This window comes from Streptomyces sp. NPDC044003, assembly GCF_056435185.1.
In genome coordinates this window covers 287,463-308,735 of sequence record NZ_JBWKFA010000002.1, presented here as the reverse complement: position 1 = coordinate 308,735, position 21,273 = coordinate 287,463, and the positions used below count along the sequence as shown (strand labels likewise).

The window sequence follows — 21,273 nt, the reverse complement described above, 5'->3', positions numbered from 1 at the left end:
CGTTCTCCCGCGCGCTCACGCCCGCGCTCCCGGGCCGCCTCGCGGCTGCCCGCCGGGCCGAGCCCACGGCCGCGCTCCGGGCCCAGCACAGAGCCGCCCTCCAAGCCGGGCGCACGGCCTCGTTCTCCCGCGCGCTCACGCCCGCGCTCCCGGGCCGCCTCGCGGCTGCCCGCCGGGCCGAGCCCACGGCCGCGCTCCGGGCCCAGCACAGAGCCGCCCTCCAAGCCGGGCGCACGGCGGCCTCGTTCCCCCGCGCGCTCACGCCCGCGCTCCCGGCCCAGCGCAAAGCCGCCTTCCGGGCCCGGCCCACGGCCTCGACCCCCCTCCCCCTCCGCGCCGCGCCCGCGGCTGCCCTCCCCGCCCCGCTCACCACTGCTCTCGCGGCCACGGCCACGGTCGTCGTTCACCACGTCACTTCTCCTTCTGCAGTACGGAGAGCGCGGCGATCAGCTCCGCCTGCGGCTCGGGGGTGACGTCGAGGGCGTCGAGGGGGGCGAGGCGGCGGTCGCGCTCGGTGTGCAGGACGCGGTCGACGTACGAGAGGACGAGTGCGCCGCCCTTGTCGCGCAGCCGCAGGGCGGCCTGGGCGCCGAGGAGTTCGGCGAGGCGTTCGCCGGCGGCGCGGGCGCGGCGGCCGCCGAGGAGGGAGGCGGCGAGGAGCGCGGCGACAGTGTCGGGTTCGGGGACGGCGGCGCGGGATCCCGAGGGGCGCTCCACGTTCCGTACCTCTTCCTCGGCCAGTTCTTCGAGCACGCGGCGCCAGCGGCGTACCTCCACGCCGATGCGTTCGGCCGTCTCCCGGTCGCCGCCGGTACGGAGCGGGCCGAGGGGCTCGGAGGCGGGTTCACGGCGCCAGATGTCCCGTACGCGCTCCTCGGCGGCGGAGACCGCGCAGTGGAGGAGCGCGGCGAGGGACTCGGCGAGGGCGTCCAGGAGCTCCTCGGCGGTGCTGTCGCGGGGGTAGCCGCGCCAGCGGGTGCGGGCGTCGCCGGCGAGGACGGCGCCGCGGCCGAGCTCCTTGCGCACCCGCTTGCCCTGCTCCCCGTACGCGGCTTCGACGACGCCGCCGAGGCGGACGGCGGTGGCGTACTGGGCGGCGACCGCGCCGGCCAGCTCGGGCAGCCGGGCGTCGAGGGAGTCGATGACGCCGGAGGCGGTCCGGTCGGCGGCCTGCTGGCGGGCGGCCGGGTCCTGGGCGCGGTGGGCGAGCCAGCCGCGCAGGGCGGCGACGGCGCTGTCGGGCAGCAGTCCGCTGCCGCCGCCCGCGGACTCGGGCAGTTCGGGAATGGTGAACCGGGGTACGTCGCCGAGGCCGGCCTTGCCGAGCAGCGCCTCGTACTGCCGGGAGACCTCGCCGATGACCTGGTGGGGGACGCGGTCGAGGACGGTGACGAGGGTGGCGTCGTACTCCTTGGCGGTACGGAGCAGGTGCCAGGGCACGGCGTCGGCGTACCGCGAGGCGGTGGTGACCATCACCCAGATGTCGGCGGCGCAGATCAACTCGGCGGCGAGGAGCCGGTTCTCGACGACGAGGGAGTCGATGTCGGGGGCGTCGAGCAGGGCGAGCCCGCGGGGCAGGGAGGAGGCCGTCTCGACGCGCAGCGCGTTCTCCTCGGGGGCGGGCTCGTCGACGGGGTGGTCCTCGTCGGCCTGGGGCAGCCAGACGCGGGTGAGCTGAGGGAGGACGCGCATGCCGGCGAACCAGTGGTGGTCCTCGGGGTGGCAGACGAGCACGGGCGTCCGGGTGGTGGGCCTGAGCACCCCCGACTCGCTGACGCGGCGCCCGACAAGGGAGTTGACGAGGGTGGACTTCCCGGCCCCGGTGGATCCGCCGACGACGGCGAGGAGCGGGGCGTCGGGGTCCTTCAGCCGGGGCACCAGGTAGTCGTCGAGCTGGGCGAGCAACTCGGCCCGGGTCTGGCGGGCGCGCGGCGTGTCGGGGAGGGGCAGTGGGAGACGCACGGCGGCGACTCGGTCGCGCAGGGCGGAGAGTGCGTCGATCAGCTGAGGCCGTTCGTCCAAGGTCACCACATGCGAAGAATGCCCAATTTATGAGTTTTTTTGAAGCGTATTGCGACCCTGCGCGCCGAAGAGAAGGGTGGTGACCGGAAGGTCGGGCATAACGAGTGCACAACACCCGCCCCGAGCGGCGTGAAAAGCGCTGCGCGAATCGCACCTGCCTGCGATTATCGGTTCGCTTCACCGAACCTCCACATCGTGCCACGCAGGTGAAGCAACCAGGCCAAGGCGATCGGAGCCCTATCCTTGTCCCGGCAGGCACACCCCACCCACCAGGGGCTCCTGGCCACACGGCCACCACCCGGCCCCCGTAGCTCAGTGGATAGAGCAGGTGCCTTCTAAGCACTTGGCCGCAGGTTCGAGTCCTGCCGGGGGCGCAAGATCGGGACCCTCCTTCGGGAGGGTCCTTTTTCCTGGTCAGGGGAGGATTTTGCCGGGGACGGGGCAGGCGGGCGAGGGAGCGGGCGTCACCAAGTCCTCGGGCAGGGTTCGCGGGTGGCCCGGCAGCACGGCTGCCGGGCCATCTGCCGGTCACGGGGTGTCGGTGCGCTTTTCGAGGCGGGTGCCGTTGCGGAGGGTGATCGACATCAGGTCGCTGGGGGCGTCCAGTTCCAGGCGGTGCCAGCGGCCGCGGGGGACGATCACCGCCGTGCCTGCCCGCAGAGTCACCATGTCCTCGGCGGTGCCGGGTGTGTCGGGACGGAAGTAGACGCGGACACCGCCGGTCAGGCAGCACACCGCCTCCTCGGCCTCGGGGTGCATCTCCCAGTGGTCGGCGTGCACGTCGGCGTCGGTCTCCACGTGGAACGCGGCGATCTGCCAGGCGTCGGAGCCGCCGCTCGTCATCTGCCGTTCGACGGCCCGGACGTCGCCGTCGGGGTGGAAGTGCAGTGCCGAGGCGAACAGGTCGACGGTGGTGGTCGTGGTCGTCATGACGGTGTTCCTTCCAGCTGGTTCTCTGCGGGGGTGGTGGACTGCGGGAGGGGGGTGACGGCCCGGCGGCGCGGCAGTACGCCGATCGCCACGACCGCCGCGAGCACGAACATGGCCGCGGCGACGGCCAGGCCCAGGGCGTAGCCGTCGTTGAGCGCGGCGGGGTCGGTGGCCGTGCCGGTGTGGTGCGCGGCGAGGGTGGCCAGGGCGGCCAGGCCGATGGAGCCGCCGAGTTGGCGGGAGCTGTTCATGAGGCCGGAGGCCGTGCCGGCCTCCTGCGGGGCGACGCCGGTGGTCGCGGCGGCGGCGACCGGGGCCAGGACCATTCCGGCGCCGACGCTGGTGACGAGGGACGGGCCGAGTACGTCGGTGAGGAAGCCGCCGTCGGGGCTGATGAAGGCGAACCACGCCAGGCCCGCGGCGGCAAGGAGGGCGCCGGGCACCAGGGACACCCGGGGTGTGCGTGCCGTGGTGATGCGGGTCGCGACGACGGTTCCCGCCACCAGGCCCAGGGAGAAGGGCAGGAATGCGGTGCCGGTTGCCGCGGCACCCACGCCGAGGACCTGCTGCATGTAGAGGGACACGAAGTAGAACGCCGTGAACTGCCCGGCCGCGGCCAGGAACACCAGCACGTTCGCGCCGGCGACCCAGCGGCTGCGCAGCAGCCCGAGGCGCAGCAGCGGTGCGGCGGCCCTCGACTCGGCGAGGACGAAGGCGGCGAGCAGTACGGCCGCGGCGGCGAGGGTCGCCCAGGTGACCGGGGAGCCCCAGCCGAGGGTGTCGGTGCGGACGACGCCGAGCACCAGCAGTCCGACTCCGCCGGTCGCCAGGACGGCACCCGGCGTGTCGAGCCTCTCGCGACGGGCGGGCGACGCTCCGGCGGGCACGCCTGCGGGGATGAGCGCGAGAGCCGCGGCCACGATGGGCAGGTTGATCAGCATGACCCAGCGCCAGCCCGCGTACTCGGTCAGCAGCCCGCCCGCCAGCACGCCCAGGGCGCCGCCCGCGGCGTTCACCCCGCTCCACACCCCGAGCGCGCGGACGCGCCGCGGGCCCTCGGCGAAGGTGGTGGTGAGCATCGCCAGCGCGGCCGGCGCGGCTGCGGCGGCGCCCAGGCCCTGCCCGGCGCGGGCGGCGATGAGGTGCCAGGGAGCCTGGGCGAGGCCGCCCGCCAGCGAGCACAGTCCGAAGACGGTCAGCCCGAGGGCGAACATCCGGCGCCGGCCGTAGAGGTCGCAGGCACGGCCCCCGAGGAGCAGGAACCCGCCGAAGGTGAGCGCGTAGACGTGCACGACCCAGGACAGGTCGAGCGGGGCGAATCCCAGAGCGGCGCGGATCGCGGGCAGGGCGACGTTGACCACGGACATGTCCAGGGCGACGACGAACTGGGCGACGGCGGCTGCCGCGAGCACCACTCCGGGCCGCCCCCTAGAGTTTTTATACATGTAAGAAAAGTGAGTGCCGGAGGTCGTCGTTGTCAACACCTGAGGGATGATGGGCGGCATGCCGCAGCCGTCCGCACCGCGCAAGACCCAGGGCCGACCTCCCCGTATCTCCCGCGAGGAGATCGTCGGGACGGCCCGCCGGATCGTGACCGAAGAGGGCGTGGGGCGACTGACGATGCGGCGGCTGGCCACGGAGGTCGGCAGTACACCGATGGCGCTCTACCACCACGTACGCGACAAGGAGGAGCTGCTCGTCCTGCTCCTCGACGACTACGCGACACGGACCCTGCGCCGCCCCGAACTGCCCGCCGACCCTCGCGAGCGGGTCGTCGTCGCGGCCGCCGCGGTCCACGAGGCGCTCGCCGCCTGCCCATGGATCGTGGAGGTCCTGACCGCCGACGACCTGATGTCCACGACCGCACTGTGGTTCGTCGAGCAGATCGTCGACGGCCTGGTCGCCTGCGGGCTCTCCGCCGACCGGGCCGTGCACGGCTACCGCGCGATCTGGTACTACACCGCCGGCGAGATCGTCGTCAGGGCGACGGCGTCCCGTCGGCGCGCGGATGACGACCGGGCGACCTACCGGGAGCAGGTCTTCGCCGATCTCGACCCGCGCGAGCTGCCCCGCCTGGCGCAGGTCGCGGACCGATGGGCGCCGCTGACCGCCGAGGACACCTACCTGGACGGGCTCCGGGCCCTGGTGGACGGCCTTCTCGCCGGCCGCTGACGGCACTCGGGCGAACCGGGCCGCCACGGCCGCTCCCCGCACGACCTGATCGCGATGTCGGCGAACTGCGCCACCGGGAAGTCGACTTCACCGCACACGCGAAGAGCGGCTGACGTCCAGGAACGTCCGTGCAGGGCTCCGTGCAGGGCCAGGACCACTCGACGTCACGGTTGGCCCGCCGCCGCCTCCGGCCAGAACTGGGACAGGGACGACTCCTTGAAGGGCTGCGAGCTCACGGTGAGGTCGCCCGCGAAGGGACGGTCGAGAACCAGGACCAGGAGCAGGCTGAAGCCGATCAGACCGGCGACGGTGGCCACGAAGAGGAACTGCATCTTCAGGCTGCGCAGGCCGTAGAGGAAGGTCAGCAGGATGATGACCACGGCCCCGCCGTAGACCAGGACCTGGAGCAGCACCGGCAGCTCGTTCGTGGCGATGTTGATCCGTTCCCGTCGCATGGCGGCCGCGTCGTTGAGCCGGGTGACGGCCTCCCCGTAGAAGGCCTGGTCGCGCGGCGTGGGCGGGTCGTAGGCCTGCAGCGCCTCGTACATCCCCCCGAGCTGCTTGGACGTGGCGGCGAAGCTCGGTCGGCCCTCGCGCATCTTCGGCCACTGCACCTCGACCACGGCGTGTACGTAGGCGCCCACCGCCCTGTCGACCCGCGCCCGCTCCGCGGGCGGGAAGGACCGGGTGGCGCGGACGACCAGGGAGACGTCGGTGGCCTCCTGGGAGACCACCGTCTGGGTGTGGTCCAGCTGGGTCCACAGGGTGACGACCACGAACGCGAGGATGATCCCGTAGATCGCGCCGAACATGCCCAGCACGACACCGACCATCTCGTTGTGTTCGCCCTCGGCCAGGCGGGGGAACCGGCGGCGGGCGAGTGCGCTGCCCGCGACGGCGACGAGCACGATCGAACCGACCATGAGCAGGGCCAGTACGAACGTACTCAGGTGATTGAGCAGCCACAGCGCCACAAGCGGCCTCCTGGGACGTGAGTTGCCGAACGCCGACAGGCGAGGTCGTAGGGCGGCCGCCGCGCTCGCCCGGCCACCTCTCCACAGGCTAGGCAGGGCCGCATCCGGGCCACGACCGCGTAGACCCGCCTGGCCCAGTTCGCGTCCGGCCGATCACCCGGGGGCGGCCCCCTCGTCGCCCTTCGACCACCCCGTCATGGCGTTCACCTTCATCCATTGCAACGAGGGAGGAGTGGAGCGTTGCTTTAACTTCCCTTCCATTGCAATGAAATCCCGGCTTTCACCTGCAGTTATTGCTGATTCTCGCGATCCTCGCGTTGCCAGACTCACGAACGCAACGTAGCTTTTCCTTCATCGGAAACGACGAGTCCAAGGAGCAGAACCATGCAGAAGTTCGACACCACCGCCCCCGTCTCCGCCGTCCTCGACATCCCCGCCGGCCGCATCCGGTTCATCGCCGCCGACCGGACCGACACCACCGTCGAGGTCCTGCCCGCCGACGCCTCCAAGAGCCGGGACGTGAAGGCGGCCGAGCAGACCGGGGTTTCCTTCGCCGACGGGGTTCTGCGGATCACCGTCCCCCCGGCGAAGAACCAGTACTTCGGTCCGTCCGGGGCCGTCGAGGTCACCGTCCAGCTGCCCGCCGGCTCCCGGGTCGACGCCAAGGCGGCCGCCGCCGAGCTCCGCGGGGTCGGACGGCTCGGCGACGTCACGTTCGAGAGCGCGCAGGCCACCGTCAAGCTCGACGAGACCGCGGGCGCCCGCCTCACCCTCCAGGACGGCGACATCACGGTCGGGCGCCTCGGCGGCGACGCCGAGATCAGGACCCTGAAGGGTGACCTCCGGGTCGACGAGGCCATGCGCGGCACGGTCGTGCTGCGCACCGAGGCCGGCGAGATCAAGGTCGGCGCCGCCCGGGGCGTCTCCGCCTCCCTCGACGCCGGCACCGCCTACGGCCGGATCCACAACTCCCTCCGGAACGCCGACGGCTCCGGCGCCGGGCTCAGCATCCGCGCCACCACCTCCTACGGCGACATCACCGCCCGCAGCCTTTGAGCCCGAAGGGCGTTCATGCGAGCGGCCGGCGTGGGAACCTCAGTCCTGTGGTGTTCTTCGGAGGGGTGTCCGTGACCGTCGTCCATGCCTGCGTACGCGACGGTCGCGGCGGCAGTCCCACGGCCGTCGTGGACGACGGGCCGTTCGGCGAGGACGAGCGGCGGCGGGTGCCCGGGATCGCCGGGGCCTCGCATGCCGTCTTCGTCTCGCCGTCCGACCCCGGGCCGGACGGGGTCCCGGTCTTCTCCCTCCGGTTCTTCACCTCCGAGGGGGAGTTGCCCTCCTGCGGGCACGGCACGATCGCCGCCCTCGGACACCTCGCCGCACGGGCCGGCACCGACTCCTACCGGGTCTCCCTCCGGGTCGCGGGCCGCACCTTCCCCGCCTGGGCCGTACGGAGGGAGTCGTACGTCGACGTCGGCTTCGCCTACGGGTCCGTGGAGCTGGGCGAGCCGGCCCCGGGCGCGTCCGAACTCGTCCTGCCCGCGCTCGGCATCCACCCCGACGCGCTCGGGCCGGGCATCCGGGTCGCCTCCGTCGGGCGGCCCCGGCTGCTCGTACCGGTCGCCTCGCGGGCCGTACTCGCCGCTCTCGCCCCGGACATGGGGCGGCTCCGCGACGCCTGTGACCGCCTCGGGCTCCTGGGCTGCTACGTGTACTCCACGCCGTCGCCCTCGGGGCGGGCCGCAGCCCGTATGTTCGCCCCGTCGATCGGCGTCCCCGAGGACATCGCCAACGCCAACAGCACCGCCTGTCTCGCCGCCCACCTCGCCGGCCGCGGCATCGACCACCTCGCCGTCGACATGGGGGACTCCCTCGGCAGTCCCGCCACCATCCGGGCCGGGATGTCCGGCTCGGTGGTGCGGTTGGGCGGGGACGTCGTCGTCACGCGTCCCGGCGCTCTTCCGTAGGGCCTTCCGTAGGGCCCTCTGTAGGGCCTTCCGACGCCTTCGCCCATCGTTCGCTCCAGGCCTCCAACGGGGCCAGCGCCTCGACGAGTTCCGTCCCCGCGGGGGGGGTGAGCCGGTACTCGTCGTCCCGGCGGGCGAGCAGGCGGGCCTCGGTCACGGGAGCTTCTGCCCGCATCCGCGCAGGACCGCTACGACGTGCGCTTCCTGTGAGGCGTACGGACCAGGGGGTTCGGGAGCGGGATCCATGCGTCGCGGTCCACGCCCCGCAGACGCATCAGGGTGAGGGCCTTGACCCTGAGTTCCGGGGCGAAGAGGGCCGCGCGGTCGGCCCGGTTCTCCGGGGTGGCGGGCAGGGCGTCGTAAGCACGGTCGGCGGCGGCCGCGACGATCGACCAGAGGTGGCTCTCGACGGTTCGGTCGCGGTCGCCGAGGGCGGAGACGAGCGTGCCGAAGGTCGTGCCGAAGAGGTGGCCGAAAAGCATCGTGCGGAGCACGTCCGGGTCGTCGTCGATCACCTTCCCGCCCACGGCGGCGGCGTCGAAACCGTGCCGGGCGAGGCGCCTCGGGCTCACCCGGACGTCGGCGAGGTCCCGGTAGACGAGACGGCGGGGGCGGGCGTGCGCGTCCAGCACGACCAGGAGGTTCTGGCCGTGGGCGGCGGGCGCGACGCCCCGGCTCAGGAGGCGGACGAGCGGTGGGACCGCGAGGTCGGCGAAGGCGGCCAGCCAGTCGGCCCCCGGGGCGCCGGCCGCCGCCAGGAGCGACCTGATCAGCGGCGGTCCGTCGCCGGCGGGGCGGGCGGCGAGCGCCGCCACCGGCAGGACCGTCTCCCCCTCGCGCAGCCGCGCGGCGGCGGACGGTGACTCGCGGAGCAGGACGGCGAGGTCGGCACTGGGCTCCCCGCGCACGAGCGCGGAGGCACCGGCGAGGTTGCGGGTGATCCGGAGGGTGTCGGCGAGGTCGGCCACGACGCTCGTCAGCAGCGCGGAGAGCGGCGCGCTGTTCGCGACGCCGCTCGCCGAGATGTCGCGGATCGCGCTGGTCATCCGCGTGGTCAGCGCCGTCTTCAGATGCGGTCCGCCGTCGAGCGGGGCGAGGGTCCGTACGCTCATCAGCGGCCGGGCGGGGATCGCTCCGGTGACGTACGGAGCGTGTCCGAGGCCCGGCAGCAGGTGCGCGGTCTGCCAGGGGTGCACGGGCAGCAACAGCCGGTCGCCGTCCCGCAGCCGGTCGGGCCACTCCCCCGCGACCAGGCACCGATCGGCGGGGACCGCCACCAGATCGAGGCCGACGACGGGGCGGTGCTCGGGCGCGTACGCGAGCTGCTCGGCGACGGAGAGACCGGGCCGGCTGCGGCAGCAGGGGTGGTACGGGTGCCCGTCGACGAGGCTCTGCTCGACGTGGGCGAGGGGGTCGGCGGGGAGCGGTCGGGGGGCCGCGGAAGCCGCCCGCGCCGCGCCCGCCCGGGACAGCGCCAGGGAGGCGACGCTGTGGCCGACTTCGGCGACGAAGGGGTCGGCGCCCGGCAGGCCGAGCTCGGCGAGGAGGACGGCCGGGTGGTCGTGGGCGCGGCCGTCGAGCCGTACGGTCGTGTCCTCACCGGGGACCACCAGGTCGTACGGGAGCCGGGGCGGCCCGCTCAGGACCCGGCCGTCGGCGAGCTCCACCCGCCCGGTGTGCGCGTCACGCACCGCGACCCCCGGCAGCGGCTCGTGCAGCAGCGCGCGCCACAGCCGCCCGAGGACCGCCGCCCGGGCCGGGGGCAGTTCCCGGCGGTAGGCGGCGAGGAGATACGGAGCCACGCCCGCGAGGTCGTCGGCGAAGACGGCCTCGGGCTCGGCGGCGGATACCGCCCCGAGGCCGTCGACGGAGCCTGCCTCAAGGCCGTCAGCGAAAGCGCCCGCAAGGCCATCGGCAAAGGCTGCCTCGCGGCCGTCGGCGAAAGCGGCCTCAGGCTCGGCAGCGGATACGGCCCCGAGGCCGTCGGCGGAGCCTGCCTCAAGGCCGTCGGCAAAGGCGCCCGCGAGGCCGTCGGCAAAGGCGCCCGCGAGGCCGTCCGCGAAGGCGCCCCCGAGGCCGTCGTCCAACGCGGCCTCGGCCTCGTCGGCGCAGGCCGCCTCAGGGGCGCGCGTTTCGGCGTGTGCGCTCGTATCGTGATCCGGAGCGGAGTGCATGAAGGCTCACTACCCTGCGCAGGATGTCCCTACCGGTGGACGACCCGCCGGGGCACGGGTGGAAGGCGCTGTCGTGAGTGAAGCCAAGGGCCGGGCCGACGCCCTGTCGGCCACCGCCCTCCTCAACTGCCTGATCCGGGAGGTCGCCGAGACCGGCCCCCACCCCGATGCCGACCACGTCGTCCACCGGCTCCCCGCGACCGGCCGGCTGCTGCGGGTACGGGCCGGGCGACGGCCCACCGAGCCCTGCGTCCGTACCGACGGCGGCTGGCTCCCGCTGACCTTCGACGCCCTCGTGGCGCTGACCGCCGACGAGCTCGGCCGCCGCACCGGCGTCACCAACAGGGGCGTCGTCCGCGAGATGACCGACAGCCGCGACGTCGTCGCGGCGCTCCAGGACGCGCGCGCGTCCGCCCGCCCTCCGGAGGACCTGTATCTGCGGTCCGAGCAGGCCCTGCTCGCCGGCCACCGGTACCACCCCGCCCCCAAGGCGCGCGGCACGGGCGCCCCGGAGAGCTGGCTGCCGTACGCGCCCGAGGCGTACGCCCGCTTCCCGCTGGAGCTCCTCGGCGTCCGGGGCGATGTCGTCGCGGAGGACGGTGATCTGTCCCTCCTGGACGCGCTGGGGACCACGGGACCCGATGGTCACCTCGTTCTTCCCATCCACCCGTGGGAGATCCATCTGCTCGGTGACCTGCCCGCCTTCCGTGACGGGCGGCTTCTCCGGCTCGGTCCGAGTGCGCCCCGCGCGGGGCACGCCGTCGCGACCTCCTCCGTGCGGACCGTGTACCTGCCCGAGATCGACACCTTCTGCAAGTTCAGCCTCGACGTGCAGATCACCAACGGAAACCGCCGTCTGGAGCTGCGCGACCTCCTCTGGCTGCGGACGATCGGCGAGCTCCTCGGGCCCGCCTTCGATCCCCTGCCGACCGCGAGTTTCCTCGCGGACCGGGGCTACCGCACCGCCGACCTCGGCGGGCAGCACGCCTACGAGGGTTTCGCGGTGATCGCCCGCGAGGGTCTGCGGCCGCATCTGCTGCCAGGGGTGACACCGCTGCTCGCGGCGGGCATCGGCGAGGGCTTCCCCGGCAACCCGCTCGACGGGCTCACCCCCGAGCGGGCGCTCCTCTGGTGGCAGCGCTACCTCGACCAGCTGGTGCCGCCGGTGCTGCACGCCTGGCGGGCGCACGGCCTGGTCCTGGAGTGCCATCTGCAGAACGTCCTCGTGGGCGTGGACGCCGCAGGCCTCCCCGCGCAGGTGATCTTCCGGGACCACGAGGGGATACGGATCGTCGCCGAGCGGCACCGCGCGCTCCTGGACCGGTACGCGTCGCGGGGGCCCGCCCCGGTCCTCGACGCGGCGCACGGCTGGGAGCGGCTGGCGTACTGCCTGGTGACGAACAACCTCTCCGAGATCGCCGGCGCGCTCACCGACCGCCTTCCGGAGCTCGCCGGTGAGCTGTGGCCGCGGGCGCGGGCGGTGTTCGCCGGGTACGCGGCGGAGCACGGCGGTCCGGTGGAGATCACCGAGCTGCTCGGCTCGCCGCATGTGCCGGCGAAGACCAACCTCCTGCTGCGCTGGCTCGACGTGGACGGCGCCGACGCCCGCTACGTACCGATGGCGAATCCTCTGCGGCCGCCGTCCCGTCGAGGGCTCAGCGGACCGGGCGGTCCAGCCTGACCCGTACGAGCGTCGTGTCGATGCCGCTGTCGACGAGGCGGCCGTTCGCGTCGAAGGCCTGCGGGCCGTCCGTCATCCCGAAGTCGTTGTCGTTGAGCAGGACGAGCGTCGAGGAGCCCTCGACGGCGACGCCCTCGATCTTCCCGGGGACGCCCTCGACGGTGTTCAGGTCGATCACGAGCCGCTTGTCGAGCACCGGCACCTGGGCCGCCGCCGCGTCGTCGAGCTGCTCCAGGGTCGGTCCGGCGGCGGTGTCCCACGTCGTGCCGAGGATGTCGGAGCCGCGGCGGAGACGGACCTCGTAGAGGCGGGCGGCCTTGTCGGTGCGCTCCTGCACGAGGAGGCGGTCGCCGCCGACGGCGACGAGCGCGGAGAGCTTCAGCTCGGAGGTCTTCGTCTGGCCGGGCTCGACGACGTCGACGGTGTCGAAGCGGTAGGCATACTCGGCGGTGACCCGGTTCTCGCGGGGCGAGAAGCGCAGCAGCCTGGTGGTGCGGGAGTTCTCGCCGGAGACCTTGTCGGGATTGAGCAGCGGGCTCTGGAGGCCGAGGACGAGGTCGCCGTCGGGCAGCAGCGCGAGGCCCTCGAAGCCCCGGTTGACCTTGCGCTGGAGGAAGATCGACGGCAGCGACTCGACGACCGGGTAGTCGGTGCCGGTCAGGTTGAGGCCCTGGGGGACGTGGCGGGCGAGGATCCGGCCCTTCGCGGAGACGTGCACGAGCGAGGGCCCGTACTCGTCGACCAGCCAGAAGCTGCCGTCCCGGTCCCGGACGAGGCCCTCGGTGTCCAGGCCGTTCGGGTTGTACGTGAGCGGGGTGGCGGCGTCGTAGGTGTACGGGGCCTCGTCGCGGCCCGGCTGGTTCGGCAGGCCGGTGACGGGGGCGCCGGAGGCGGTGGTCAGCGGGAGGGACTTCAGGACCTGGATGCGGTCGCCGACGGTACGGATCTTCACGATGGCCGGGTCGAAGCCGGGCACGGGGAAGGTGCGCCGCTTGTCCTTGCCGACGGCTATCTGGCCGTTGGGGCCCCGGTCGGTGACGGTCCAGTACTCGCCGCGCCGGCCGGCCGGGTAGAGGTCGCTGCCGATGCCGCCGAGGTCGACGCCCCGGTCGTCGGCGACGCTGCCCGGCAGCAGGCCGTTGCTGAACTCGGCCAGCGGGATGTCGGGCAGGGTCGAGGTGGAGACGACCCGGGCGGCGGGGCTGCCGTGGTGCGCCGGCGTCGCGTCGGCCGTCCCCACGACCACCGAGCACGCGAGCGCGGCGGACAGCGGCAGGACGGCGAGGGCGGGCCGGCGCAGGAGGCGCGGATTCATCTGAACTCCCTGGATGACATGGAAAGTCGCCGGTGAGGGCGGCCTCATGGTCCAGTCCTTCACTCAACTCCGGGCGACGCGTTCGCGACGCCCGGGCGAGTCCTGGGTGAACGCACGCCTCCGTGCGGCCCGCTCAGTAGCGGTCGAGGATCAGCTGCGTCTTCAGGATGTCGCCGTGGTAGAGCCAGCCGTTGGCCTCGGCGACGGCGATGGCGTCCGCGTGCAGGTCGGCCGCGTCGGCGTACGAGCTGGTCTTGAAGGACAGCTCGATGACGTACTCCGTGCCCGTCCCGCCGGCGCCGACGACCGGCAGCACCTCGATGCTCGCGTCGTCGGAGGGGCCCCAGGCGCCCCCGTACACCTTCGAGCTCACCGGTCCGTGGGCGCGGGAGGCCTGCAGCGTGGTCTTGCCCCAGCCGGTGCTGCCCCAGTTCTCCAGCTTGCCGGGGATGTCGTTGACGAGCCAGGTGCGGCCGGTCGTGCTCGTCGGCATCGCGGTGCCCGAGTAGCCGCTGGAGCTGTGGGACTTCTCGTTGGAGAAGCTGAGGGTCTGCTTGGCGTAGCCCCAGTCGACCTCGGCGTCGTAGTTGGTGTCGCCGCTGTCGAAGCCGGCGGCGTTGGCCGTGGTGAGCGCGGCGTCGATGTCGCCGTTCGTCACGGGGAACCGCTTCTTGTACGTCTCCTCGAACGACGAGCCGCTCTTGTGGCGCAGGCGCACGCTCCAGCCCTGGGTGTCGAGCGCGAGCGCGTCGGTGTCGTAGTAGCTGTACGAGCGGGCCTTGGCCGAACCGGTGATCCCGAAGGCCGACTTGACCGCCGCGCTCGGGGCGAAGCTCGCGTCGAGGGCCGCCGTGGTGAGGTTGATCTTCACCTCGTACGTGGGGACGGCGTTGCTCGCGGCGTACGCCGGCGAGGTCGGGGCGAGGAGTGCGGCGGCGACGGCGAGGGCGACGGCGGAGCCGACGGCGGCCGGGCGCGTGGCCCGAGGCAGGAAGGTCATGCGCCGATGCTCACGAGCGCGGGTGAGAACGGCGTGACCCGCGGACGTGGCCCCGGTGAACCGGACGGGACGGGACGGGGCCTACCGCAGCAGCAGGTCGGCGCCCACGTCCTCCGGGGCGGCTTCCCGGATCGGGGTGCTGTCCGGGCCCGGGCGGCGTATGCCGGGGATCGATACGGGGCTGGTGCGGTGGAGGAGGACGGTGCCGTCCTGGCGCCAGACCTCCGTGACGTTGGGTCGCTGTCAGTCCTGGGAGAGAGAATCGCGCCATGGTCATCACCGCGCGCGCCCTCAACCGCTCCACCCTCCAACGGCAGTTGCTCCTGGAGCGGGCGCCGCTCGGCGTCGCGGACGCGGTACGGCGGGTGGTGGGCCTCCAGGCGCAGCATCCGGGCTCCCCGTACGTGGCGCTGTGGAGCAGGATCGCCGGCTTCGACCCGGACCGTCTCGACGAGGCCGTGCACGGTTTCGAGTTGGTCAGGTCGACGCTGATGCGGCTCACGCTGCATCTGGTGCACGCCGAGGACTACCGGGCCTTCCGGGAGGGCATGGAGCCGACGATGCGCGGGTCGCGGCTGCACGATCCCCGGTTCACGAAGGCGGGGTTCACGGCCGCCGACGCCGACGAGCTGCTGCCGGGCCTCCTGGAGTACGCCGGGAGCGCGCGGACCGGGGCCGAGTTGAAGGAGCACATCGAGGAGGGCCGGGGCGGGCCCGTGGAGAACGTGGTGTGGCGGATGGTCCGGCAGTACGCCCCGCTGTGGCACGCGCCGACCGGCCCGCCGTGGTCGTTCGGCGCCGCGCAGTCCTTCGTCACCGCGAGCGAACTGCCGGTGCTCCGCGACCCGGAGGCGTCCGCCGCCGGCCTGGCCGTCCTGATCCGGCGTTACCTGGAGGGCTTCGGGCCCGCGTCCGTGCCGGACATGGCGCAGTTCACGATGGCCCCGCGCGGTCTCGTACGGGCGGCGGTGAAGGCCCTGGAGGGCGAACTGGAGCGCCTGGAAGGGCCCGACGGGGCGGTGCTGTACGACGTGCCGGGGGCGGAGCGGCCCGACGAGGACCTCCCGGCTCCGCCCCGGCTGCTCGCGATGTGGGACAGCGTCCTGCTGGCCTACGCGGACCGCAGCCGCGTCATCCCGCCCGAGTACCGCAAGCGCGTCATCCGCGTGAACGGCGACACGCTCCCGACACTGCTCGTCGACGGGTACGTGGCCGGGGTCTGGCGACCGGTCGAGGGCGGGATCGAGGCCTCGGCCTTCCACCCGCTGCCGGCCGGGGTGTGGGAGGCGCTCGCCGCCGAGGCCGAGTCGCTCGGGCGGCTGATCGCGGCCCGGGACCCGCACGTCTACCGCCGCTACGACCACTGGTGGGTCAAGGGGCTGCCGACGGTCGAGTCCCGGGTGCTGCCCTCCTGAGGGCCGGCTCCCCCATTGCCAGCCACCCGGAACGCACCTATCTTCGAGCCGACACCTACGGACCGGGATGCTCGTCAGTCCCGGGGCGGTCCGCCGTTCACGGACCGGACGGCGGGGAGCGACCTCCTGGACGACGGAGGGTGCTGGACGCCGGGCGTACGGGATATCCGTATCCACGTACCCGCAGGAGCTGAGCAGCACATGAGCAAGCACGTCCTCGCCCAGAACCAGTACGGCAAGGCCGAGAACCGCATCGTCACGGTCACCCGCAAGGGCAACGACGGCGCGTGGCACGAGATCCGCGACCTGAACGTGTCGGTGGCGCTGCGCGGCGAGTACCGCGATGTCCATCTGACCGGTGACAACGGCAACTGCCTGCCGACCGACACCACCAAGAACACGGTCTACGCCTTCGCCAAGGAGCACGGCGTGGCCTCCCCCGAGGCCTTCGGCATCCTCCTCGCGAAGCACTTCGTGTCCTCCCAGGCCGTGATCCACGAGGCGCAGATCCGCGTCGAGGAGTTCGCCTGGGAGCGGATCTCGGTGCCGAGCCGCAAGGAGCAGCACTCCTTCGCGCGCAAGGGGCAGGAGGTCCGTACCGCGCAGATCACGTACTCGGAGACCACCGGCCTCCAGGTCCTGTCGGGCCTGAAGGAGCTGACGGTGATGAACTCGACCAACTCCGAGTTCCACGGCTTCATCAAGGACAGGTACACGACGCTCCAGGAGGCGTACGACCGCATCCTGGCCACCAAGGTGACCGCCCGCTGGGCGAACTCGGCCTCGGCGGCGGCGGACGCGGAGCACGACTGGGACGCCTCGTACGCCAAGGTGCGGCGTCACATGCTGGAGGCGTTCGCGGAGACGTACAGCTACTCGCTCCAGCAGACCCTGCACGCGATGGCGGACCGGGTCCTCGACCACGTCTCCACCGTCAACGAGGTCCGGCTCAACCTGCCGAACAAGCACCACTTCCTGGTGGACCTGGAGCCGTTCGGGCTGAAGAACGACAACGAGGTGTACTTCGCGGCCGACCGGATGTACGGCCTGATCGAGGGCACCATCCACCGTCAGGGCGTCCAGCCGGTGATCGCGACCAGCGACTGGATCACCGCCTGACCCGGTGGGTCAGGCGAGCCCGGCCGCCGTCTCCACTCCCAGCCATACGGCTCCGAGTCCGGCGGCCAGGCTCCCGGCCACGTTCAGCGCCGCGTAGCCCTTCGCCCCGTTCTCGTACAGCCGGAACGTCTCGTACGAGAACGTGGAGTACGTGGTGAGGGCGCCGCAGAAGCCCGTGCCGAGCAGCAGGTGCGCCTGGGCCGAGGAGACGCCGGTCAGGAGTCCGAGGACGAACGACCCCACGACGTTGACGGCGAAGGTGCCCCACGGGAAGACCGAGCCGTGGCGGGCCTGGACCGCGCGGTCGGTGAGATAGCGCAGGGGTGCGCCGACGGTGGCTCCCGCCACGACGAGCAGCCAGTTCACGCGTGCCTCCCCCGGCTCCGTACGAGCGCGCGGGCGGCGGTGACGCCCGCCCAGACGGCGACGAGGGCGGTGAGCAGGGTCCCGCCCAGATAGAGGAGACCCCGCGTCGGGTCGCCCGCGCTCAGCAGGCGCTGGGTGTCGAGGCTGTACGTCGAGAAGGTGGTGAACCCGCCGCAGAAGCCGGTGCCGAGGAAGGGCCGGAGCAGCGGGTGCGGGGCCGTCGTGGTCTCGGTGAGCAGGACCATGAGGACGCCGAGCACCGCGCAGCCGGACGCGTTGACGGTGAGGACCGTCCAGGGGAAGGCGCCCTCGGGGGTGGGCCAGGCCAGCGAGGCGCCGTACCGCGCGACCGCGCCGAGGGCGCCGCCGACGGCGATCACCGCGACGACCTGCAGTTCCTTGCGCAGCGCCATGGGCCCAAGGTTAAAGGGCTCCCCGGGCGGTGGCGGTGCGAGGCGAGGCGCACAGGCACGGCTCCCGGCCTGGGGCATTAACCGGGACCCGGCCCGTGCAGCCTCGCTCTGCGATGGTCCGGCCACTCCCTGCGAGGGGTCAAAGCGGGGCCGGCGAGTCTGTCAGATCCCCCCGCGGGGTATTCGCCGGGTGCTCCCGGGGTATTTCGGAAGCCCATGACGGGGGTCCGTGACACGGCGGTGGTGGGGGCGCTGACCTGCGGAGACGGAGGGGGAGGTGGTCCGGCCACCATCCGGAATCCATTTCGGGTGCCGGGTACACCTCGTCCCGGCGGGCGGGGGCGGGCGAGGGTGGTGGAGCAGCGGGAGGGAGCTGCGCAACCTTCGGGCAGGAGTGTCGTGAGTACATCCGTCGCAACCAAGCGCAGGGCCGTCACCGGGGCCGTCGCCCCGGCCGTGCCCCTGGGCGTCGTCAGGTCCTCCGGCGGCGCGGCCGATTCGCGCGAGGACGTCTACGCCGAGCTGTGTGCCGCGCTGTTCTCCGGCTTCCCGCGCCGCGACCAGCGGCTGAAGGCCGAGCAGTACCTGCACGGTCTGCTCACGGCGCAGGGCCGCAAGTCGATCCGCAACATCGCCGCGCAGATCGGCGGTCCCGCCGCCGAGCAGAGCCTGCACCACTTCGTCTCCAGCTCCACCTGGGACTGGCAGCCCATGCGGGCCGCGCTCGCCAAGTACCTGGAGCGGAACAGCTGCCCGCAGGCGTGGGTGGTGCGGCCGATGCCCATCCCGAAGGCCGGGGAGCACTCGGTGGGCGTGGACCGGCGGTTCGACCCGGAGCGCGGGCAGGTCTTCCACGGGCAGCAGGCCTTCGGGGTGTGGTTCGCGAGCGACGAGCTGAGCGTGCCGGTCAACTGGCGGCTGTTCCTGCCGGATCCCTGGGTGAACGACCGTACGCGGCGCGACCGCGCGGAGGTTCCGCAGGAGGCCGGCGAGGAGACCCTGGAGGAGTGCGCGGTCGCGGCGGCGCTCGACACCGCCCGCTGGACCGACATCACCCGCAAGCCGGTGCTGCTCGACATCCGGGGCGGTGCGGGGCGGGCGGCCCTGACCCGGCTCGCCGGGGCGGGCGTGCCGGTGGTGGCCCGGATCAACCCGGGTTCGCGGCTCGCGATCGCCGACCGTTCACTGCCGGGCTTCGGCGCGGGTCCGCTGTCCGCCGTGCAGATCCTGGAGTCGCTCAAGGGGCTGCGCAGGCCGGTGAGCTGGGTGGACACGGTGGCGGGGGCGCGCACCTCGCGGACCTCGCTCGCGACGGCCGTGCGGGTCGCGCTGCCCACGCCGGGCGGGGAGCGGATGCGTCCGCTGGTGCTGCTCGGCGAGTGGGACGACCCGCGCAGGGCCCCGGCCCGGGTGTGGATCAGCGATCTGACGGGTTCTCCGGTCGGTTCGCTGGTGCGGATCACCAAGCTCGCCCGCCGGGTGGAGCGGGACTTCGCGGAGGTCGGCGAGGGGGCGGGGCTGCGGGACTTCGTGGGCCGTTCGTTCCGCGGCTGGCACCGTCACATCACGCTGGCCTCGGCGGCCCACGCGGCGACGGTCATGGCCGGCGGCTGGGACGCGGCGTACGACACGGGCTATGCCCCGGGACGCTCGGCGGCGAGCTGAGGGCCGGGCGGGTCAGCCGGGTCCCGCGGGGCCGCCGGCCGGACCTGCCGGGCCGCGGCCCCGGGCCAGGACCTCCCGGGTGCGCTGGAGGCGCAGCGCCAGCTGGACCTCCAGGACCTGACCCGGCTTCTGCCATTCGGGGCCGAGGAGTTCGCCGATCCGTTCCAGACGGCGGGAGACCGTGTTGGGGTGGACGTGGAGCGCCTCGGCCGCGTTCGTGGGGCTGCCGCCGGAGGCGAAGTACGCCTCCAGGGTGTGGGTGAGGTCGGTGAACCGCTCGGCGTCGTAGTCGAGTACGGGTCCGATCGCCGCCTCGACGAAGCCGTCGACGTCGTTGTCGTCGGAGAGCAGCAGGCCGAGGAAGCCGAGGTCCTGCACGGAGGCTGCGGAGCCGGTGCCGCCGAGCGCGCTCATGGCGTCCAGGCAGCGGCCGGCCTCCTGGTACATCCGCCCGACGCCGTCCGGGCTCTGGGCGGGTCCGGCGGCGGCGACGGAGACGGGGTGCCCGAGCAGCGGGGACAGTTCGGCGGCGACGGCCTTGGCGGCGGCCGAGGCGTCGATGCCGGGGAGCAGCAGCACGATGCAGCCGCCCTGCACGGTTTTGAGGCCGCAGAGGCGGTACGCGTACGAGGACGCCCAGACGACGGCCCGGCCCTGCTCGCCGCCCTCGGGCCGGGCGAGCACGAGGACGTGCGGCTTGCGGAGGTCGACGCCGAGGCGGCGGGCGCGCTGGGCTATCTGCTGCGGGGCGTGCGGCGGGTCGGCGAGGAGGTCGTCGAGGAGTTCGTCGCGGACGGGTCCTTCGGCGACGGCGGTGGAGCGGCGCATCAGGAGCAGGAAGGCGACGGACTGGGCGGCGAGTTCGAGGAGCCGTTCGTCCTCGCCGGTGAGTCCGCCGGCGGCGCGGATGACGAGGCCGCCGAGGTCCTCGGAGCCCGCGATGACGGGGGCGACCCAGATGTCGTCGTCGGCGAGGACGGGGCGCCGGCGGGCGTGGGCGTCGAGGGAGGCCTTGGCGACGGCCTCCTCGTCGAGACCGGGGATGTCTCCGGCGGTGGCGAGGGGGCGGCCGCCGGGGTCGCGGATCAGCACCGTGGCGTCGAGGGCGTCGGCGGCCGCCTTGGCCACGTTGCACAGGTCGCCGCCCGCGAGGACGAGGTTCATGATGCGGCCGTGGGCCTCGCTGACGTGCCGCATCCGGGTGAGGCTGGTGCGCACCCGGGAGCTGTCCCGCTCCAGTTCGGAGACCTCGGCGCGGGTGCGGTCCAGGAGCCCGGCCTTCTCGACGGCGAGGGCGGCGAGGTCGGCGAGCCCGGCGAGGAGCGCGATCTCGTCCGGGGTGTGGTGGCGGACGCGCCGGTCCGCGCCGTAGAGGGCGCCGATGACGGTGTCTCCGCTGCGCAGCGGCGCGGCCACGATGGCGTGGAGTCCCTCGGCGCGCAGGGCGGATTCGGCGGCCTCGTCGAAGGCCGGGGCGTGGACGCCGGCGTCGAGGGAGCCGGAGGGGGCGAAGCGCTCGTCGGCGAGGTAGTCGGCGGTCCAGACGGGTTCGCCGTGGAGCTGGACGGCGCCGCCGAGTCCGTACCCCTCGGCGATCCGGAGTCCGGGGGTGAGGCGCGGGCCGGGGCCGGTCGCGGTGCGGGAGCCTTCGGTGGTGTGGACGTAGCAGGCGCCGTGCGGGCCGCGCAGGGTCACATAGACGAGGTCGAGGTCGAGGAGCCGCCGGGCGCGGCGGGTGATGACCCGCAGCAGGCTGTCGAGGTCGTAGGAGAGGGTGAGGTCGCGGGCGGTGTCGGTGAGGGTGGCGAGTCCGGCCTCGCGGCGGGCGTCGCGGGCGCGTGCGGCGCGGACCTCGCCGGCGAGTTCCACGGCCCGCTCCAGGCGGTGGAGTTCCGCGCCGGTCAGTCCGGTGCTCCGGGCCTCGTCGAGGAGGGTGTCGAAGCGGGCGGGCGGGGCCTGCCGGGCGAGCAGTTCGAGGACCGTGAGCAGCGCGTCGGCACCACCGGCTCCGTCCGCGCCGTGCGAAGTCATGGCTCCTGCCCCCCGTGGTCGAGCGAAAT

The 21,273-nt window shown here is 73.4% G+C and carries 17 protein-coding genes and 1 tRNA gene; 8 read left to right on the top strand and 10 right to left on the bottom strand.

The window, feature by feature from the left end; translation table 11 throughout:
* Positions 1-411: 411 nt before the first annotated feature.
* On the bottom strand, positions 412-2,022 hold the full coding sequence (locus AC07AW_RS08050; RefSeq protein ID WP_478815307.1) for a dynamin family protein: 1,611 nt from the start codon (positions 2,020-2,022) through the stop codon (positions 412-414).
* Positions 2,023-2,323: 301 nt separating this feature from the next.
* Here AC07AW_RS08050 and AC07AW_RS08045 point away from each other — a divergent pair.
* Positions 2,324-2,396: transfer RNA gene (locus AC07AW_RS08045), tRNA-Arg, on the top strand.
* A 154-nt stretch (positions 2,397-2,550) separates the two neighbouring features.
* Here AC07AW_RS08045 and AC07AW_RS08040 read toward each other — a convergent pair.
* Positions 2,551-2,952, bottom strand: coding sequence for a cupin domain-containing protein (locus AC07AW_RS08040; protein WP_478814629.1), 402 nt, complete (start codon positions 2,950-2,952; stop codon positions 2,551-2,553).
* Positions 2,949-4,397 carry an MFS transporter gene (locus tag AC07AW_RS08035; protein ID WP_478814628.1) on the bottom strand — a complete coding sequence of 483 codons (1,449 nt, stop codon included), beginning with the start codon at positions 4,395-4,397 and terminating at the stop codon, positions 2,949-2,951. Before AC07AW_RS08035 ends, AC07AW_RS08040 begins: the two co-directional genes overlap by 4 nt.
* A gap of 58 nt (positions 4,398-4,455) precedes the next feature.
* Between AC07AW_RS08035 and AC07AW_RS08030 the strand changes: the two genes are divergently transcribed.
* Complete coding sequence (locus AC07AW_RS08030) at positions 4,456-5,124, top strand: TetR/AcrR family transcriptional regulator (protein WP_478814627.1); 669 nt, start codon at positions 4,456-4,458, stop codon at positions 5,122-5,124.
* A gap of 164 nt (positions 5,125-5,288) precedes the next feature.
* On the opposite strand, the gene AC07AW_RS08025 is transcribed toward AC07AW_RS08030, so the two are convergent.
* Complete coding sequence (locus AC07AW_RS08025) at positions 5,289-6,098, bottom strand: bestrophin-like domain (RefSeq protein ID WP_478814626.1); 810 nt, start codon at positions 6,096-6,098, stop codon at positions 5,289-5,291.
* A gap of 384 nt (positions 6,099-6,482) precedes the next feature.
* On the opposite strand from AC07AW_RS08025, the gene AC07AW_RS08020 reads away from it, so the two are divergent.
* The gene (locus tag AC07AW_RS08020) at positions 6,483-7,154 is read left to right on the top strand and encodes a DUF4097 family beta strand repeat-containing protein (RefSeq protein ID WP_478814625.1); all 672 of its coding nucleotides are present in this window, start codon (positions 6,483-6,485) and stop codon (positions 7,152-7,154) included.
* Between the two features lie 71 nt (positions 7,155-7,225).
* Positions 7,226-8,065 carry a PhzF family phenazine biosynthesis protein gene (locus tag AC07AW_RS08015; RefSeq protein ID WP_478814624.1) on the top strand — a complete coding sequence of 280 codons (840 nt, stop codon included), beginning with the start codon at positions 7,226-7,228 and terminating at the stop codon, positions 8,063-8,065.
* Positions 8,066-8,253: 188 nt separating this feature from the next.
* Here the strand turns inward: AC07AW_RS08015 and AC07AW_RS08010 are convergent, their stop codons facing one another.
* Positions 8,254-10,239, bottom strand: a complete 1,986-nt coding sequence (locus tag AC07AW_RS08010) for an IucA/IucC family protein (protein WP_478814623.1) — start codon at positions 10,237-10,239, stop codon at positions 8,254-8,256.
* A gap of 73 nt (positions 10,240-10,312) precedes the next feature.
* Here AC07AW_RS08010 and AC07AW_RS08005 point away from each other — a divergent pair, with 73 nt between their 5' ends.
* Complete coding sequence (locus AC07AW_RS08005) at positions 10,313-11,920, top strand: IucA/IucC family protein (RefSeq protein WP_478814622.1); 1,608 nt, start codon at positions 10,313-10,315, stop codon at positions 11,918-11,920.
* On the opposite strand, the gene AC07AW_RS08000 is transcribed toward AC07AW_RS08005, so the two are convergent.
* Both AC07AW_RS08000 and AC07AW_RS07995 read right to left on the bottom strand, forming a co-directional pair.
* Positions 11,895-13,235, bottom strand: a complete 1,341-nt coding sequence (locus tag AC07AW_RS08000; protein ID WP_478814621.1) for an esterase-like activity of phytase family protein — start codon at positions 13,233-13,235, stop codon at positions 11,895-11,897. The genes AC07AW_RS08005 and AC07AW_RS08000 overlap by 26 nt on opposite strands.
* A gap of 133 nt (positions 13,236-13,368) precedes the next feature.
* Entirely contained in the window at positions 13,369-14,235 is an 867-nt protein-coding gene (locus AC07AW_RS07995) for a hypothetical protein (protein WP_478814620.1), read from the bottom strand.
* Between the two features lie 269 nt (positions 14,236-14,504).
* On the opposite strand from AC07AW_RS07995, the gene AC07AW_RS07990 reads away from it, so the two are divergent.
* Positions 14,505-15,650, top strand: coding sequence for a winged helix DNA-binding domain-containing protein (locus tag AC07AW_RS07990; protein ID WP_478814619.1), 1,146 nt, complete (start codon positions 14,505-14,507; stop codon positions 15,648-15,650).
* 201 nt (positions 15,651-15,851) lie between these two features.
* Positions 15,852-16,769: a factor-independent urate hydroxylase gene (pucL, locus tag AC07AW_RS07985; protein ID WP_478814618.1), complete on the top strand. Its 918-nt coding sequence runs from the start codon at positions 15,852-15,854 to the stop codon at positions 16,767-16,769.
* Positions 16,770-16,778: 9 nt separating this feature from the next.
* On the opposite strand, the gene crcB (AC07AW_RS07980) is transcribed toward pucL, so the two are convergent.
* Both crcB (AC07AW_RS07980) and crcB (AC07AW_RS07975) read right to left on the bottom strand, forming a co-directional pair.
* A complete protein-coding gene (gene crcB / locus AC07AW_RS07980) occupies positions 16,779-17,135 on the bottom strand; it encodes a fluoride efflux transporter CrcB (protein WP_478814617.1) in 357 nt (118 codons plus the stop codon).
* The gene (gene crcB, locus AC07AW_RS07975; protein WP_478814616.1) at positions 17,132-17,548 is read right to left on the bottom strand and encodes a fluoride efflux transporter CrcB; all 417 of its coding nucleotides are present in this window, start codon (positions 17,546-17,548) and stop codon (positions 17,132-17,134) included. The genes crcB (AC07AW_RS07980) and crcB (AC07AW_RS07975) overlap by 4 nt, the downstream gene beginning before the upstream one ends.
* Before the next feature lie 399 nt (positions 17,549-17,947).
* On the opposite strand from crcB (AC07AW_RS07975), the gene AC07AW_RS07970 reads away from it, so the two are divergent.
* The gene (locus AC07AW_RS07970; protein ID WP_478814615.1) at positions 17,948-19,213 is read left to right on the top strand and encodes an IS701 family transposase; all 1,266 of its coding nucleotides are present in this window, start codon (positions 17,948-17,950) and stop codon (positions 19,211-19,213) included.
* 12 nt (positions 19,214-19,225) lie between these two features.
* Here AC07AW_RS07970 and AC07AW_RS07965 read toward each other — a convergent pair whose 3' ends face one another.
* The gene (locus tag AC07AW_RS07965) at positions 19,226-21,244 is read right to left on the bottom strand and encodes a helix-turn-helix domain-containing protein (RefSeq protein WP_478814614.1); all 2,019 of its coding nucleotides are present in this window, start codon (positions 21,242-21,244) and stop codon (positions 19,226-19,228) included.
* Positions 21,245-21,273: the final 29 nt, after the last annotated feature.

Coding starts and splice junctions, on each gene's coding strand:
- AC07AW_RS08040 (WP_478814629.1), bottom strand. CDS start 2,952: ATGACGACCACGACCACCACCGTCGACCTGTTCGCCTCGGCACTGCAC.
- AC07AW_RS08035 (WP_478814628.1), bottom strand. CDS start 4,397: ATGTATAAAAACTCTAGGGGGCGGCCCGGAGTGGTGCTCGCGGCAGCC.
- AC07AW_RS08030 (WP_478814627.1), top strand. CDS start 4,456: ATGCCGCAGCCGTCCGCACCGCGCAAGACCCAGGGCCGACCTCCCCGT.
- AC07AW_RS08020 (WP_478814625.1), top strand. CDS start 6,483: ATGCAGAAGTTCGACACCACCGCCCCCGTCTCCGCCGTCCTCGACATC.
- AC07AW_RS08010 (WP_478814623.1), bottom strand. CDS start 10,239: ATGCACTCCGCTCCGGATCACGATACGAGCGCACACGCCGAAACGCGC.
- AC07AW_RS08000 (WP_478814621.1), bottom strand. CDS start 13,235: ATGAATCCGCGCCTCCTGCGCCGGCCCGCCCTCGCCGTCCTGCCGCTG.
- AC07AW_RS07995 (WP_478814620.1), bottom strand. CDS start 14,235: ATGACCTTCCTGCCTCGGGCCACGCGCCCGGCCGCCGTCGGCTCCGCC.
- AC07AW_RS07990 (WP_478814619.1), top strand. CDS start 14,505: ATGGTCATCACCGCGCGCGCCCTCAACCGCTCCACCCTCCAACGGCAG.
- pucL (WP_478814618.1), top strand. CDS start 15,852: ATGAGCAAGCACGTCCTCGCCCAGAACCAGTACGGCAAGGCCGAGAAC.
- crcB (WP_478814616.1), bottom strand. CDS start 17,548: ATGGCGCTGCGCAAGGAACTGCAGGTCGTCGCGGTGATCGCCGTCGGC.
- AC07AW_RS07965 (WP_478814614.1), bottom strand. CDS start 21,244: ATGACTTCGCACGGCGCGGACGGAGCCGGTGGTGCCGACGCGCTGCTC.